Below are 14,189 nucleotides of genomic sequence, written 5' to 3' on the forward strand. Positions count from 1 at the left end.
ACGTTCCCACTCTTGAGTCAATGTGCACTGCACAATTTATCGGGGAAATGCTGGTGTTACTATCGAATACGACCACAGGGAAAGGAGTTGGAGTGGAAATTTTGCGGGAACGTTGCCAGTGACGGTCAGCATCCACGACGTGGCGCGGGTGGCCGGGGTCTCGACCTCGACGGTGTCGCGGGCGCTGGGCCAGGGCCCGGTCAGCGAGGACGTGCGGGCGCGGGTCGAGGCGGCGGTGCGCGAGACCGGCTACCGGCCCAACCTGATGGCGCGGCGGCTGCGTTCGCAGCATTCGGGGATCGTCGGGCTGATCGTGGCCGACATCCGCAATCCGTTCTTCACCGCGGCGATCCGCGCGGTCGAGGACGTGGCCTACCGCGCCGGCATGCGCGTGATCCTGTGCAACACCGACGAGGATCCGCAGCGCGAGGCGCTGTACCTGCAGCTGATGCAGGAAGAGCGGGTCAGCGGCCTGATCTTCGCGCCGACCCGCACCACCCAGAGCCAGTTGCCGAAGTTGAATTTCGACTACCCGGTGGTGCTGATCGACCGCGCCGGCAAGGCCGGCGTGCACGACAGCGTGGTGCTGGACAACGTCGCGGCGATGGGCGCGCTGATCGAGCACCTGGCCGAGCGCGGGTTCCAACGCATCGGCGGGCTGTTCGGCAAGACCAGCAGCACCGCCGCCGAGCGCCGCGACGGCTACCTGGCGGCGATGCAGGCGCATGGCCTGGCGCCGAGCTACCGCGAGGTGGCGCCGAGCGCGGAGGCGGCGACCGCCGAGGTGCAGGCGTGGCTGGCGCAGCCCGAACGCCCGGAGGCGCTGGTGGCCAGCAACAGCCTGCTGCTGATGGGCGCGCTGAAGGCCGCGCGCGGCGCCGGCCTGCGCATTCCGCAGGACCTGGCGCTGGCCGGCTTCGACAACGAGAGCTGGACCGAACTGGTCGAGCCGGGCATCACCGTGATCGAGCAGCCGGTGGAGGAGATGGGCCGCACCGCGATGTCGCTGCTGCTGGAGCGGCTGAATGCGCCGACGCTGCCGATGCGCAAGGTGGTGTTGAGCGGGCGCTGCATCGTGCGCGGTTCGAGCCTGCGCTGACATTCCCGCGTTCGCGGGAGGTGGTCCGACAGGACAGCCTCCGGCGTCGGCGTGTCTGCAGCGGACCGGCACCGACCGGGGCGAGTTCTTTCGGGGTCAGCGGGTTGGTCCGGCCTGCATGCCGGCCTGTCGCGGCGCCGGCTGTTACGGGTGCGCCTTCACGGCGCGGCGGCGAAGGCCGCCGGGATCACTCGCTGCCGTCCGGGCGCGGGTAATCGTGCTCGGGGTCGGCGTGGTTGCGCTCCGGATCGCTGTCCGGCTGGTCGCGGTCCTTCCACTTCGCATCGTCGTTGTGCAGCTTGTCGGCCGTGTGGCTCTGCTGCTGGTCGCTGTGGGCGTTCTCTTGCTTGCGCGTGGTGGACATGCGCTGTCTCCGGAAGGGTCAGGCGGGGCTTCCCGCGGGCGCGGGGTAGGGCTCGTGCTGGCCGGTGCCGTCCAGCCTGGCCCAGCACGCGCGGACGAAGGACTCGGCGTCGCTCCAGGCGATCCGCGGCCACGGATGTTCGGCGTCGTAGCGCTGGCGCAGGCGTTGCATGCGCACCTCGTTGGATTCGCGCGGAAGTTGCAGGAACACGTCGCACGCCATCTTGATCAGACGCGCATGCTCGCTGAAGGACTGCGGCCCCAGCTTGCCTTCACCATGCAGCATCTTCCAATGCGCCAGTTCGGCTTCGACATCCACGAGCAGGGATGGAGCATGGCTCACGGCGAGTTCTCCTGTAATTTGGGGTGCTTGACCTGGGGATGAGCTAGGTTGCGCGGAGGCGCTTCGCTACCCTAGACCCGGCCACGTCAAGATCAGGTCATCTCGCGTCGGCGCGGCGTGACAAAGCGCGCCGCCGCCGCGCATCCGGGCGACGTGCCGAATGTGAAGGCGGCGCCCGGCGGCGGCGCTTGGAGCGCGCTGCCGCGGCGCTTACCATGGCCATGCGTCCGCGTTGCGGACATCCGCACTCCCGCAACCACCGCATCGTCGGCGCATGCCGCCGCGGCGCCCCGAAAGGAACGGCATGCCCGTCGATATCGCGTTCGATCCCGCGCAGCTGCGCATCGCCGTCATCGGCCTGGGCTACGTCGGCCTGCCGCTGGCGGTGGCGTTCGGCGCGCGCTACGACACGCTCGGCTACGACATCGACGCCCAGCGCGTGGCGCAGCTGCGTGACGGCCACGACCAGACCCTGGAGATGGAGCCCGACGAACTGCGCGCCGGCGTGCACCTGCGCTACAGCGAGGATGCGGCCGCGCTGCGCGACCGCAACGTCTACATCGTCACCGTGCCGACGCCGATCGACGCCTACGAGCAGCCGGACCTGCAGCCGCTGCGCCAGGCCAGCGAACTGCTCGCCGGCGTGCTCAAGCGCGGCGACCTGGTGATCTACGAATCCACGGTGTATCCGGGCACCACCGAAGAGGTCTGCGTGCCGCTGCTGGAACAGGGCTCGGGCCTGCGTTTCAACGAAGACTTCCATTGCGGCTACAGCCCGGAGCGGGTCAACCCGGGCGACCGCCAGCGGCGCCTGGCCGACATCCGCAAGATCACCTCCGGCTCCAGCGCCGCGGCGGCCGACGCGGTCGACGCGCTGTACGCGAGCATCATCACCGCCGGCACCTGGCGCGCGCCGTCGATCCGCGTGGCCGAGGCGGCGAAGGTGGTGGAGAACATCCAGCGCGACGTCAACATCGCCCTGGTCAACGAACTGGCGCTGATCTTCGACCGCCTCGGCATCGATACCCAGGACGTGCTGGAGGCGGCCGGCACCAAGTGGAACTTCCTGCCGTTCCGCCCCGGCCTGGTCGGCGGCCACTGCATCGGCGTGGATCCGTACTACCTGCTGCACAAGTCCGAGAGCATGGGCTACCACCCGGACCTGATCCACACCGCGCGGCAGGTCAACAACCGGGTCGGTGCGCATGTCGCCGCGCGGGTGCAGGCGCTGCTGGCGGACAAGGGCGTGGACATGGCCGCGGCCACGATCCTGGTGCTCGGCGTCACCTTCAAGGAGAACTGCCCGGACCTGCGCAACAGCCGCGCGCTGGAACTGGTGCAGGCGCTGGCCGCTAGCGGCGCGCGGGTCGATGCCTGCGATCCGTGGGCCGAGCCGCAGCTGGCGCGCGAGCACGGCGGGGTGGAACTGGCGCCGGCGCCGGTCGCCGGCCGTTACGACGCGGTGGTGCTGGCGGTGGCGCACGACGAGTATCGCGGTTTCGATGCCGCGCAGATCCGCGCGCTGGGCACGCCGAACCTGGTGGTCTACGACGTCAAGTCGGTGTGGCCGCGCGAGGCGGTGGACGATCGGCTGTAGCCGACAGCGGCGGACGCTGTGCACCGCCAAGCTGTACCCCGCCCGAGCGGACCATAGGCCGCGCCAGCGCCATTGCCGGCCTGCAACGCCTACACTCGCTGCCTTCACAATTCCGCGAGGAACGCGATGCACCGCTACCTAGCCTATGTCGCCAGCTGCGTGCTGCTGGCGCTGTCCATCGCCCTGTGCGCGATCTGGCCGCTGTGGGGCTGGGGTGTGGCCGCATTCGCGGTCCTGGCGCTGCTCGGCACCTGGGACCTGCTGCAGACCCGCAGCACGCTGCGCCGCAACTATCCGATCCTGGCGCATTTCCGCTATGGGCTGGAATCGGTGGGCCCGGAGATGCGCCAGTATTTCCTGCAGAGCGACATCGAGGAGGCGCCGTTCTCGCGCCAGCAGCGCGCGCTGGTCTACCAGCGCGCCAAGAACGTGATGGACGTGGTCCCGTTCGGCACCCTGCGCAGCGCCTACGCCACCGACTACGAGTGGATCAACCACTCGCTGGCCACCAGCGAGATCGCCGACCACGATTTCCGCATCACCATCGGCGCCGGCTGCGCGCAGCCGTACTCGGCCAGCGTGTTCAACATCTCGGCGATGAGCTTCGGCGCGCTGTCGGCCAACGCGGTGCGCGCGCTCAACGAAGGCGCGCGCCGCGGCGGCTTCTACCACGACACCGGCGAAGGCTCGATCTCGCAGTACCACCGCGAATGCGGCGGCGATCTGGTGTGGGAGATCGGCTCGGGCTACTTCGGCTGCCGCGACGCGGACGGGCGTTTCAGCGAGGAACGCTTCATCGCCAATGCCGCGCTGGCGCAGGTCAAGATGATCGAGATCAAGCTGTCGCAGGGCGCCAAGCCCGGCCATGGCGGGGTGCTGCCGGCGGCCAAGGTCAGCGCCGAGATCGCCGCCACCCGCGGCGTGGCGATGGGCCAGAACTGCGTGTCGCCGTCGCGGCATTCGGCGTTCTCCACGCCGCTGCAGCTGCTGCAGTTCGTGGCCCGGCTGCGCGAGCTGTCCGGCGGCAAGCCGACCGGGTTCAAGCTGGCGATCGGGCATCCGTGGGAGTGGTTCGCGATCGCCAAGGCGATGCAGGAAAGCGCGCTGTACCCGGATTTCATCGTGATCGATGGTGCCGAAGGCGGCACCGGCGCGGCGCCGGCCGAGTTCATCGACCACGTCGGCGTGCCGATGCACGAGGCGCTGCTGCTGGTGCACAACACCCTGGTCGGGCTGGACATCCGCGAGCGGATCAAGCTGGGCGCCGCCGGCAAGATCACCAGCGCGTTCGACATCGCGCGCACCCTGGCACTGGGCGCGGACTGGTGCAACGCCGGGCGCGGCTTCATGTTCGCGCTGGGCTGCATCCAGTCGCTGAGCTGCCACAGCGACCGCTGCCCGACCGGCATCGCCACCCAGGACCAGCGCCGCTGGAAGCACCTGGATCCGACCGACAAGGCGGTACGCGTGGAGCACTACCACGCCAATACGCTGAAGGCGCTGCGCGAGCTGCTCAGCGCCGCCGGCCTGGAAGATCCCTCGCAGCTGGGGCCGGAGCACATCCTGCGCCGCATCTCGCAGGTCGAGATCCGTTCGCTGGCCTCGCTGTACCGCTACCTGGAGCCGGGCGACCTGCTGCGCGACGGCGTGCCCGACCACGCGGTGTTCCAGGAGTACTGGGCCGATGCGCGCAGCGATTCGTTCCAGCCGCCGGCACGGATCCGCAGCCTGCGCGAGAGCAAGTCGCGATGAGCGCCGACACCGCGCCAGCGCCGCCGTTCCAGCTGCGGCCGGCAACGCCGGCGGACATCGACGCGATGTGGGCGTTGCGCACGCGCTGCGTGCGCGAGGTGTGCCGTTCGCACTATCCGCCGGCGGTGATCGAGGCCTGGGCGGCGGCGCCCGCGCCGGCGAACTACCAGCAAGTGCTCGGCAGCGGCGCCGGCGTCCTCGCCGAAGACAGCGCCGGCCGCCTGCTCGGTTTCGGCGTCGCCGACCTGGCCGGCAACGAGATCGACGGCCTGTTCGTCGCGCCAGAGGCGCAGGGCACCGGCCTGGGCGGCCGCCTGCTGCGCGCGCTGGAAGCGAAGCTGCCACCGGCAACGCGCATCCACCTGGCGGCGGCGCTCAATGCGGTCGCGTTCTACAGCGCGCACGGCTACGTGGTGGTGCGCGAGGGCAGCTACGCGCATCCCAGCGGAATCACGCTGGAATGTGTGTACATGGAAAAGTTTGGCGCAGCGGCATCAAGCCCATGAGGCGCCGGGTGCTATTGCAGCCAGCATGGCCTGGTCGCGCTGCACGGCGACCGCGGCATGGCACGGCATCCTCGCTCGCGCATCTCCGCTGGTAGAACAGTTATTGCGCGCGAACCCACTGAGCGCGATATCCGCTCAAGCACCGCAATAGCACCGTTCCAAGCCCATCGCGAAAGCGCAAGCTTTTCCGAGTCCCGACTCCCGAGTCCCGAGTCCCGGTCACGAGCGAGTCCCGAGTCCCGAGTCCCGAAGTGCCTATCCACGCCCCAGCCACGCCACCGCCCCGCGCCCGGCGCGCAGCCCGCTGGCGAAACAGGCGCTGAGCAGGTAGCCGCCGGTGGGCGCTTCCCAGTCGAGCATCTCGCCGGCGCAGAAGGTGCCGGGCAGGGCGTGCAACATCAGTGACGGGTCCAGCGCCTCCAGGCGCACGCCGCCGGCGCTGCTGATCGCCTCGGCCAGCGGGCGCGGGCGCTGCAGGGTCAGCGGCAACCGTTTCAACGTGGCCGCCGCGCGCGCCGGATCGTCTCCGGCCTGCTTGCCCAGGACCTCGAACAGCAGCGCCGCCTTGACCCCGTCGATGCCGGCCTGGCGCCGCAGGTGCTCGCCGAAGCTGCGCCCACCGCGCGGCTTGCCCAGTTCGGCCTGCAGCCGCGCCAGGTCGCGGCCCGGCGCCAGGTCCAGCCACAGCGTGGTCGGCCCGTGCGCGGCGATGGTCTCGCGCAGGTCCGCCGACAGCGCATAGACCAGGCTGCCTTCGATGCCGTGTTCGCCGACCACGCACTCGCCCTGCAAAGCGTGTTCGTGGCCATGCGCATCGTGCCAGTGCGCGACCACCGGCTTCAGCGGCGCGCCGGCATGGCGTTCGCGGAAATGCGCGCTCCAGTCGATATCGAAGCCGCAGTTGGCCGGCTGCAGCGGCGCGACCTCGACGCCGCGCGCGCGCAGGAGGTCCTGCCAGGCGCCGTCGGAACCGAGCTGCGGCCAGCTGCCGCCGCCCAGCGCCAGCACGCAGGCGTCGGCATGGACCGTGCGCTCGCCCTCGGCGCTGGCGAAGCGCAGCGTGCCGTCGCCGTTCCAGCCCTGCCAGCGATGCTGCACGTGGAAGCGCACTCCGGCCTCCTTCAGCCGCCGTACCCACCCGCGCAGCAGCGGCGCGGCCTTGCGGTCCAGCGGGAACACGCGACCGGAGCTGCCGACGTAGGTCTCCACGCCCTGCGCCTGCGCCCAGGCGCGCAGCGCATCGGCATCGAAGTCGGCCAGCCACGCGCCGACCTGCGCGGCGCGCTCGCGGTAGCGCGAGACGAACAGCGCGAACGGATCGGAGTGGGTCAGGTTGAGCCCGCCCTTGCCGGCGATCAGGAACTTGCGCCCGACCGAACCCTTGCCCTCGTACACGTCGACCTCGGCGCCGGCCGCGCGCGCGGTCTCGGCGGCGATCAGCCCGGCCGGACCGCCGCCGACGATGGCGATGCGGCCGCGCACGGCGGCGGCGAGCTTGCTGGCGGGCATCGGCGTCGCCGGCTCAACGCGGCTTGACGTCGAGCAGCTCGACCTCGAACACCAGCGAGGCGTTCGGCGGGATCACCCCGCCGGCGCCGCTGGCGCCGTAGCCGTAGTCGGACGGAATCATCAGCTTGCGCTTGCCGCCCACGCGCATGCCGGCCACGCCTTCGTCCCAGCCGCGGATCACCTGGCCGCCGCCGAGCGCGAAGCTGAAGGGCTGGCCATGGTCGGCGGAGGCGTCGAACTTCTCGCCGCGCTGGTCCTTGGCCTTCTCGTCGTACAGCCAGCCGGTGTAGTGCACGGTCACCTGGCTGCCGGGCCGCGCCTCGGCGCCGCTGCCGACGCGCTCGTCGATCATCTGGAACGCGGCGATGCTGCCGCCGGCCGGCGGACCCGGCGGCGTGCAGCCGCTCAACAGCCACACCGGCAACGACAGGCTCAACAGCAACAGGACACGGCGCATGCGGTCATCCATGGCGGACAGGGCGTGCAAGGGTAGCGCATCGCCGCAGCGGCTATCATCGGCGCATGGCCAAACTGCTGCTCAACCTGCGCAACGTCCCCGACGACGAACTCGCCGACGTGCGCGCGCTGCTGGATGCCGCGCGCATCGACTACTACGAGACGCGCCCCGGCACCTTCGGCATTTCCTCCGGCGGGGTGTGGCTGCGCGAGGACGCCGAACAGGCGCGGGCCAAGGCGCTGCTGGCCGACTACCAGGCCCAGCGCGGCGAACGCGTCCGCGCCGAGCGTGCCGCCGCCTTGCGCGACGGCAGCGCCGAGACCTTCGCCACGCTGCTGCGGCGGCGCCCGCTGTTCGTGCTGGCGACGCTGCTGGGCATGCTGCTGATCGCCTCGCTGGTGCTGCTGCCGTTCTTCCTGTTGCGCGGCTAGGGCCGGCGTGCGATCGGATTGGGCAGGGCAATCCTGGGCACACGGTCGCGCGCCAGGCGCGCCGTTGGTCGGCGCCTCATCGACATGCGTTCCACGTCCTCCTTGCCCGCTCGCGCGCGAACGCGGAGGCCTGGCGCACTGACGACGACGGCTTCGCCGGTGCGCCGCGCTAAAATGCGCCGATGATCGCCAATACCGCCGCCTACCATTTCGTCGTCATCGCCGATCCCGACGCGCTCGCCGCGCAATTGCAGGACCGGGCGCAGGCCGGCGCGTTGCGCGGCACCATCCTGGTCGCGGGCGAGGGCATCAACCTGTTCCTGGCCGGCGCGCCGGAAGCGATCGACGCGTTCTACGCGCAGTTGCGCGCCGACCCGCGTTTCGCCGCGCTGCGGGTCAAGACCAGCGTCAGCGCGCAGCAGCCGTTCGCGCGGCTGAAGACCAAGGTCAAGCCGGAGATCATCAGCTTCCGCCGCGACGCCGCCTCGCCGCTGGCCGCCGCGCGCGCCCCGTCGGTAGCGCCGGCCACGCTGCAGCGCTGGCTGCGCCAGGGCCACGACGACGCCGGCCGGCGCGTGGTGCTGCTGGACACGCGCAATGCGCAGGAAGTGGCGTACGGCAGCTTCGCCGGCGCGCTGACCCTGCCGATCGTCAAGTTCACGGATCTGCCGGAGGCGCTGGCGCCGCATCGCGCCGAGCTGGCCGACGCCACCGTGGTCAGCTTCTGCACCGGCGGCATCCGCTGCGAAAAGGCGGCGCTGTGGATGCGCGCCGACGGCATGGACAACGTGCTGCAGCTGGACGGCGGCATCCTCGGCTACTTCGAGGAAGTGGGCGGCGAGGGCTACGACGGCCGCTGCTTCGTGTTCGACGAACGCGTGGCGCTGGACCCGCAGCTGCAGCCGCTGGTGGATTTCGCGGCGCCGGTGAGCGATTGATTGCCGCGGCAGGGATTGGGGAGCCGGGATTGGGGATTGGCAAAGGCGGTCTGCCACGCGACTGACCAAAATTTGCGCTCTGCAAGCTGGGTTGTCGCCGCGTCATATCAGCGCCTCAAAGGAATCCTCTCTAGCGAATCCCCAATCCTCAGCGACGAAGCCCGTAAAAACGGGTCTGGCCTGGCAAGCGCCCGGTCAGCGCTCCGAGCCTTAGTGTTCTCCAGGAGCAGGAAGCCAGTGGCGCGATGGCGCACTCGGCTCCTCAGGTCAGGCAGCAGCCGCTTTAACGAATCCCCAATTCCCAATCCCCAATCCCGACGCCGTCAGGCGTACTGCATCTTGCGCGTCATCCCGCCATCGACCACGAAGTCCTGGCCGGTGACGAACCCGGCAGCGTTCGACAACAGATACACCGCCAACGCGCCGATATCCTGCGGCGTGCCGACACGGCCGGCCGGGTGTTGCGCATGGTCCTGCCGCGACAGCGCTGGCTTGCGCCGCGCGCTCGGCTTGCGCCAGGCGTCGGTGGCGATCCAGCCCGGGCTGATGCAGTTGACCCGCACCGCCGGCCCGGCGCTGATCGCCAGCGCGTGGGTGAAGGCGAGCAGGCCGCCTTTCGCCGCCGCGTAGGCCTCGCTGTCGGGTTCGGACTGGGAGGCGCGGGTCGAGGCGATGTTGACGATCGCGCCGCCGCCCTCGCTCTCGCGCAGTGCCGCCAGCGCATGCTTGCTGCACAGGAAGGAGCCGCCCAGGCTGGCGCCCAGGCGCCGGTTCCATTCGCGCAGCGACAGGCGCTCCAGCGGACCGGTATGCGGATCGGCGATGCCGGCGTTGTTGACCAGGCCGTCGATGCGGCCGAACCGCGCCAGCGCGGCGTCGACGAAGCGGCGTACGCCGGCCTCGGCGGCCACGTCCAGGCGTCGGAACAGCGCGTGCTCGCCGGCGTCCAGTTCGGCCAGGCAGGCGCGGCCGGCCTCGGCGTCCAGGTCGCCGAACGCGACCCGGCCGCCGGCGCCGAGCACCGCCTGCACCACGCCGCGGCCAATGCCCTGCGCGCCGCCGGTGACCAGCACCACGCGGTCGCGCAGCGGCAGGGCGGGAGCGGCGGATGGGGAAGGGATCAGGGACATTGCCGGACACCGGGCGGGGCGGGAGAGCAGCGTAGCCAGGCGGCCGTGCAGTTGGTGTCGCCGTCGTGCGTCCGCGCGTAGTGACGACAGACAGCGGGGCGCCCGTACCCTCATCCGCCCCTTCGGGGCACCTTCCCCCAAAAGGGGGCCATGGTCCCGGAGGGAGAAGGGAAGCGCATGCTTGAGCCCCTCTCCCCCCGGGAGAGGGGTTGGGGTGAGGGTACGGCCGCCTATCGCCGCCCCAGCGCAGACAATGCTGTCCAGGCCCCGCTACCGCCGCCACCGCAAATCAGCGTTCCGGCACCAGCCGCTGCAATCGGCGTCCAGCGCCCCCAGTACTGGCGGATCGTCTTGCAGGAACACGCTCCATGATGCCGATCTCCGTCCTCGATCTCGCCCCGGTCTGCGAAGGCAGCGACACCACCCAGGCCTTCGCCAACATGCTGGACCTGGCGCAGCACGCCGAGCAATGGGGCTATCACCGCTACTGGCTGGCCGAGCACCACAACATGCCCGGCATCGCCAGCGCCGCCACCGCGGTATTGATCGGGCATGTGGCCGGCGGCACGCGCCGCATCCGGGTCGGCGCCGGCGGCATCATGCTGCCCAACCACGCGCCGCTGCAGGTGGCCGAGCAGTTCGGCACGCTGGCCTCGCTGTATCCGGGACGCATCGACCTGGGCCTGGGCCGCGCGCCCGGCACCGACCAGGCCACGGCGCGCGCCTTGCGCCGCTATTTCGACAGCGCCGACCAGTTCCCGCACGACGTGGCCGAGCTGCTGCGCTATTTCGAACCGGCCGAGCCCGGCCAGCTGGTGCGCGCGGTGCCCGGTGCCGGCATCGAGGTGCCGGTGTGGCTGCTCGGCTCCAGCCTGTTCAGCGCGCGCCTGGCGGCGACGCTGGGGCTGCCGTTCGCGTTCGCCTCGCACTTCGCCCCGGATGCGATGGACGAGGCGTTGGCGGTCTACCGGCGCGAGTTCCGCCCGTCGGCGCGGCTGCGCGATCCGTACGCGGTGCTGGCGCTGAACGTGGTCGGCGCCGATTCCAGCGCCGCCGCGCGGCGCCTGTTCACCACCCAGCAGCAGAGCTTCGTCAACCTGCGCCGCGGCCGTCCGGGCCTGATCCCGCCGCCGATCGACGACATCGAGGCGTTCTGGCAGCCGCACGAGAAGCTGGGCGTGGAGCGCGCGCTGGCCTGCACCGTGCTCGGCGACCCGGCCGAGGTCGCACGCGGCATGGCCGACTTCGTCGCCCGCCACCGGCCCGACGAACTGCTGCTGACCGCCAACATCTACGACCACGCGGCGCGGCTGCGCTCGTTCGAAATCGCCGCCGCGGCCTGGGCCCAGGCCGCGGCGGCGTAGGCATCGATCGACGCCGCAACCTCGCGCAGCCGCGTTCGCGACCGGCATGGCTGCGCGGCTGCGGCGCGCAGCGTAGACAAGTCGCGCCACGTCGCCGGTTTTCACTTCGTCTTGCTTGCGCCTGGGATCAGATCGGACGGCGCGCCATGTCCTGGCACGCAGACGGGGATCGCGACAGGGGGCAATACATGGAATCCGATTACCAGCCGCCGGCAGCGCGCGGCTGCGGCCTGGAGGCCGCGTTGCAGCAGCTTGCGCTGCATCTGGAACATCTGCAGCGCGACACGCACAGCGCCCGGGCCGCGCAGCCGTCGCGGATGCAGGTGTTCGCAGAGTCGCCGAGTTCTGACTGAGAGAGCCGTCGCCGCGGGTACGCCCGTTGGCTGACGCGATTTTGGCAGGCCACGCGGGCGCGAGGGTGCGCATGTCGGAGTGACCGATGGCGCCGCCGCCCGTGTCTGTTCAAACGTGGCGCGGCCTATCCGAATCGCTTCAGCGGGCCATCGAACGATACAGGCGAAAACTCTGCAAGGTCGTCCGCGAAACGACGCGAGCCGCTACGACGGCGCGCCTCGGGCTACAGCTTGTGCATCCACTCGCGGGTCAGGTCGACCACCTGGTCCGAGGCCAGGCCCAGGCCGACCGCCACCGCGATGCCGCCCAGCCACGACACCAGCATCAGGCCGCCGTCGCGTTCCAGCAGGGCCAGCGAGAACAGCAGCAGGATCGCGCCGAAGGCATAGTTGGTGAACGGGATCGGGAGCGACAGCAGGATCCCCAGCACCACCAGCAGCAGGCCGCTGAAGGCCCAGGCCGGCGGCGACTCGACCAGCACCGGCAGGCGCGGCTTGAGCAGCTTGTCCAGGCGCCGCAGCCAGGGCGCGATGCGGCCGACGAAGCGCTGCATGGTGCGCCGGCGCGGGCCGCGTTCGCCGATGAAGCGCGGCAGCCAGGGCTTGCGCAGGCCGATCAGCATCTGCACGCCGATCAGCGTCACCAGCGGCCCGCTGATGCCGCCGGCCAGGCCCGGCACCGGCAGGAACGCCGGCAGGATCGCCACGAACAGGAACATGCCGAACGCGCTTTGCTGCAGGTCGGCCAGGATCACCCGCAGCCGCAGCTGCTCGTCCGGATCGCCGAGGATGAAGGTGTCGAGCAGGGTGCGGATGCCTTCGGCGCGGTAGCCGTCGGCGGCCTCCGCGCCGGGCGTGTCACCCGGTGATGTCATCGCTGTTCTCGTCCTGCAGCTTGCTCAGCAGCAGCTTGTCCACGCGCGCGCCGTCCAGGTCGACGACCTCGATGCGCCAGCCGGCCCAATCGAAGAACTCGCCGGCATGCGGGATGCGGCCGAAGTAGTAGATGCACAGCCCGGCCAGGGTGTTGTAGTCGCCTTCCTCGGCATTGGGCAGCTCGGCGCCGCCGAGCAGTTCGCGCAGGTCCTCGATCGCCAGCGAGCCGTCGATCAGCAGCGAGCCGTCGGCGCGGGTCACCACCAGCGCGTCCTCGTCGGCGTTGTCCACCGACTGCAGGCGCCCGACCACCGCGCCCATCAGGTCGCTGATGGTCACCAGGCCCTGGATCTCGCCGTACTCGTCCACCACCAGCGCCATCGACTGCTGTTCCTCGCGGAAGATCTCCAGCAGCTTCATCGCGTGGGTGGATTCGGACACGAACAGGGCGTCGCGCAGGCTCTGGAACAGCTGGGTGGCGTTGCCGTCCATGCGCGTGACCAGCGATTTCACTTCCAGCACACCGGCGATGTCCTGGTCGCTGCCGCGGTACACCGGGTAGCGCGAGAACTCGTGTTCGCGCATGGTCTGGAAATTGCGCTCGGCCTCGGCATTGGCGTCGAGCCAGGCGATGCGGTTGCGCGGCGTCATCAGGCTGTCGGCGGTGCGGTCGCCCAGGCGCATGACCCGGTTCATCATGTCGCGCTCGTGGGCGTCGATCACACCGGCCTCGTGGCTTTCGGCCACCAGCATGCGGATCTCCTCTTCGGTCACCGACGCCGACTGCTCGTTGCCCAGGCCGAGCACGCGCAGCACCAGCCGGGTCGAGCGCGACAGCACCCACACCGCCGGCGCGGCGATCAGGGCCAGCCAGCTCATCGGCACCGCGACAAATCCGGCGATGGCTTCCGAGCGCGTCAGCGCCAGGCGTTTAGGCACCAGTTCGCCGAAGATCAGCGTCAGGAAGGTGATCAGTACGATCGCCAGGGTCTTGCCGATCATCGCCGAGTAGGGCTGCGGCTGGCCGACCAGGCTGAAGGTGGCCGACAACGCCGGGAACAGCGACTGCAGCTTGGTCGCGATCGCCTCGCCGATGGCCTCGCCGCCGAACACGCCGGTCAGGATGCCGATCGCGGTGATGCCGATCTGCACCGTGGACAGGAAGTTTTCCGGGTTCTCGGCCAGCGCCAGCGCCTTGGCCGAGCGCGTGCTGGACTGCGCCATCTGCTTCAGGCGGCTCTTGCGCGAGGTCATCAGCGACATCTCGGACATCGCGAAGAAGCCGTTCAGCAGCACCAGGGCGGCCACGATCAACAGTTCAAGCATGCGCGCGCTCCCTGGCGGCAAGGGAGGCGGGGACACGGGCGCCGAGGCGGCGCGGGGGAGGGGGGCTGGGGTGGTCGTCCATAGGGTGCGCCTAGCGACGGCGCGGCGGCATGGTAGCAAACCCGGGCGGCCGCCGCGTCCACAT

At 70.5% G+C, this 14,189-nt stretch carries 15 protein-coding genes; 8 read left to right on the plus strand and 7 right to left on the minus strand.

Translation table 11 applies throughout. The features are described from left to right. The first annotated feature begins 118 nt into the window (after positions 1 to 118). Positions 119 to 1,099, plus strand: coding sequence for a LacI family DNA-binding transcriptional regulator (locus tag VDQ83_RS05695; protein ID WP_309915076.1), 981 nt, complete (start codon positions 119 to 121; stop codon positions 1,097 to 1,099). A gap of 187 nt (positions 1,100 to 1,286) precedes the next feature. On the opposite strand, the gene VDQ83_RS05700 is transcribed toward VDQ83_RS05695, so the two are convergent. Both VDQ83_RS05700 and VDQ83_RS05705 read right to left on the minus strand, forming a co-directional pair. Beyond that, positions 1,287 to 1,463: a hypothetical protein gene (locus VDQ83_RS05700; protein ID WP_455434179.1), complete on the minus strand. Its 177-nt coding sequence runs from the start codon at positions 1,461 to 1,463 to the stop codon at positions 1,287 to 1,289. An 18-nt stretch (positions 1,464 to 1,481) separates the two neighbouring features. Beyond that, positions 1,482 to 1,805, minus strand: coding sequence for a transposase (locus VDQ83_RS05705; protein ID WP_263398051.1), 324 nt, complete (start codon positions 1,803 to 1,805; stop codon positions 1,482 to 1,484). Between the two features lie 304 nt (positions 1,806 to 2,109). Between VDQ83_RS05705 and VDQ83_RS05710 the strand changes: the two genes are divergently transcribed. From VDQ83_RS05710 to VDQ83_RS05720, 3 genes are all read left to right on the plus strand, one after another. Beyond that, positions 2,110 to 3,402, plus strand: coding sequence for a nucleotide sugar dehydrogenase (locus VDQ83_RS05710; RefSeq protein WP_455434180.1), 1,293 nt, complete (start codon positions 2,110 to 2,112; stop codon positions 3,400 to 3,402). Between the two features lie 126 nt (positions 3,403 to 3,528). Next, a complete protein-coding gene (locus VDQ83_RS05715) occupies positions 3,529 to 5,154 on the plus strand; it encodes an FMN-binding glutamate synthase family protein (RefSeq protein ID WP_455434181.1) in 1,626 nt (541 codons plus the stop codon). Further along, positions 5,151 to 5,660 carry a GNAT family N-acetyltransferase gene (locus VDQ83_RS05720; protein ID WP_455434182.1) on the plus strand — a complete coding sequence of 170 codons (510 nt, stop codon included), beginning with the start codon at positions 5,151 to 5,153 and terminating at the stop codon, positions 5,658 to 5,660. Before VDQ83_RS05715 ends, VDQ83_RS05720 begins: the two co-directional genes overlap by 4 nt. A 255-nt stretch (positions 5,661 to 5,915) precedes the next feature. On the opposite strand, the gene VDQ83_RS05725 is transcribed toward VDQ83_RS05720, so the two are convergent. Together VDQ83_RS05725 and VDQ83_RS05730 are read right to left on the minus strand one after the other, a co-directional pair. Further along, entirely contained in the window at positions 5,916 to 7,169 is a 1,254-nt protein-coding gene (locus VDQ83_RS05725; protein WP_455434183.1) for a TIGR03862 family flavoprotein, read from the minus strand. 13 nt (positions 7,170 to 7,182) lie between these two features. Further along, a complete protein-coding gene (locus VDQ83_RS05730; RefSeq protein ID WP_455434184.1) occupies positions 7,183 to 7,626 on the minus strand; it encodes an FKBP-type peptidyl-prolyl cis-trans isomerase in 444 nt (147 codons plus the stop codon). 65 nt (positions 7,627 to 7,691) lie between these two features. Between VDQ83_RS05730 and VDQ83_RS05735 the strand changes: the two genes are divergently transcribed. Next, complete coding sequence (locus VDQ83_RS05735; protein ID WP_455434185.1) at positions 7,692 to 8,057, plus strand: DUF6164 family protein; 366 nt, start codon at positions 7,692 to 7,694, stop codon at positions 8,055 to 8,057. Between the two features lie 182 nt (positions 8,058 to 8,239). Further along, the gene (locus tag VDQ83_RS05740) at positions 8,240 to 8,995 is read left to right on the plus strand and encodes a sulfurtransferase (RefSeq protein ID WP_455434186.1); all 756 of its coding nucleotides are present in this window, start codon (positions 8,240 to 8,242) and stop codon (positions 8,993 to 8,995) included. Between the two features lie 323 nt (positions 8,996 to 9,318). On the opposite strand, the gene VDQ83_RS05745 is transcribed toward VDQ83_RS05740, so the two are convergent. Further along, positions 9,319 to 10,125 carry an SDR family oxidoreductase gene (locus VDQ83_RS05745; protein ID WP_455434187.1) on the minus strand — a complete coding sequence of 269 codons (807 nt, stop codon included), beginning with the start codon at positions 10,123 to 10,125 and terminating at the stop codon, positions 9,319 to 9,321. A gap of 368 nt (positions 10,126 to 10,493) precedes the next feature. Between VDQ83_RS05745 and VDQ83_RS05750 the strand changes: the two genes are divergently transcribed. After that, positions 10,494 to 11,489: an LLM class flavin-dependent oxidoreductase gene (locus VDQ83_RS05750; protein WP_309915107.1), complete on the plus strand. Its 996-nt coding sequence runs from the start codon at positions 10,494 to 10,496 to the stop codon at positions 11,487 to 11,489. A 188-nt stretch (positions 11,490 to 11,677) separates the two neighbouring features. Then, on the plus strand, positions 11,678 to 11,842 hold the full coding sequence (locus tag VDQ83_RS05755; protein ID WP_455434188.1) for a hypothetical protein: 165 nt from the start codon (positions 11,678 to 11,680) through the stop codon (positions 11,840 to 11,842). A 224-nt stretch (positions 11,843 to 12,066) separates the two neighbouring features. Here VDQ83_RS05755 and VDQ83_RS05760 read toward each other — a convergent pair whose 3' ends face one another. Together VDQ83_RS05760 and VDQ83_RS05765 are read right to left on the minus strand one after the other, a co-directional pair. After that, on the minus strand, positions 12,067 to 12,717 hold the full coding sequence (locus tag VDQ83_RS05760; protein ID WP_263398062.1) for an exopolysaccharide biosynthesis protein: 651 nt from the start codon (positions 12,715 to 12,717) through the stop codon (positions 12,067 to 12,069). Further along, a complete protein-coding gene (locus VDQ83_RS05765) occupies positions 12,701 to 14,044 on the minus strand; it encodes a hemolysin family protein (RefSeq protein WP_309915115.1) in 1,344 nt (447 codons plus the stop codon). The genes VDQ83_RS05760 and VDQ83_RS05765 overlap by 17 nt, the downstream gene beginning before the upstream one ends. Between the last annotated feature and the right edge of the window lie 145 nt (positions 14,045 to 14,189).

It is taken from the genome of Xanthomonas sp. WHRI 7945 (genome assembly GCF_035026585.1).

Excerpts from the sequence above, each read along its gene's own strand:
- VDQ83_RS05760 (WP_263398062.1), bottom strand. The coding sequence starts at position 12,717 with ATGACATCACCGGGTGACACGCCCGGCGCGGAGGCCGCCGACGGCTAC.
- VDQ83_RS05750 (WP_309915107.1), top strand. The coding sequence starts at position 10,494 with ATGATGCCGATCTCCGTCCTCGATCTCGCCCCGGTCTGCGAAGGCAGC.
- VDQ83_RS05715 (WP_455434181.1), top strand. The coding sequence starts at position 3,529 with ATGCACCGCTACCTAGCCTATGTCGCCAGCTGCGTGCTGCTGGCGCTG.
- VDQ83_RS05740 (WP_455434186.1), top strand. The coding sequence starts at position 8,240 with ATGATCGCCAATACCGCCGCCTACCATTTCGTCGTCATCGCCGATCCC.
- VDQ83_RS05730 (WP_455434184.1), bottom strand. The coding sequence starts at position 7,626 with ATGCGCCGTGTCCTGTTGCTGTTGAGCCTGTCGTTGCCGGTGTGGCTG.
- VDQ83_RS05765 (WP_309915115.1), bottom strand. The coding sequence starts at position 14,044 with ATGCTTGAACTGTTGATCGTGGCCGCCCTGGTGCTGCTGAACGGCTTC.
- VDQ83_RS05710 (WP_455434180.1), top strand. The coding sequence starts at position 2,110 with ATGCCCGTCGATATCGCGTTCGATCCCGCGCAGCTGCGCATCGCCGTC.
- VDQ83_RS05745 (WP_455434187.1), bottom strand. The coding sequence starts at position 10,125 with ATGTCCCTGATCCCTTCCCCATCCGCCGCTCCCGCCCTGCCGCTGCGC.
- VDQ83_RS05735 (WP_455434185.1), top strand. The coding sequence starts at position 7,692 with ATGGCCAAACTGCTGCTCAACCTGCGCAACGTCCCCGACGACGAACTC.
- VDQ83_RS05720 (WP_455434182.1), top strand. The coding sequence starts at position 5,151 with ATGAGCGCCGACACCGCGCCAGCGCCGCCGTTCCAGCTGCGGCCGGCA.
- VDQ83_RS05700 (WP_455434179.1), bottom strand. The coding sequence starts at position 1,463 with ATGTCCACCACGCGCAAGCAAGAGAACGCCCACAGCGACCAGCAGCAG.
- VDQ83_RS05755 (WP_455434188.1), top strand. The coding sequence starts at position 11,678 with ATGGAATCCGATTACCAGCCGCCGGCAGCGCGCGGCTGCGGCCTGGAG.
- VDQ83_RS05725 (WP_455434183.1), bottom strand. The coding sequence starts at position 7,169 with ATGCCCGCCAGCAAGCTCGCCGCCGCCGTGCGCGGCCGCATCGCCATC.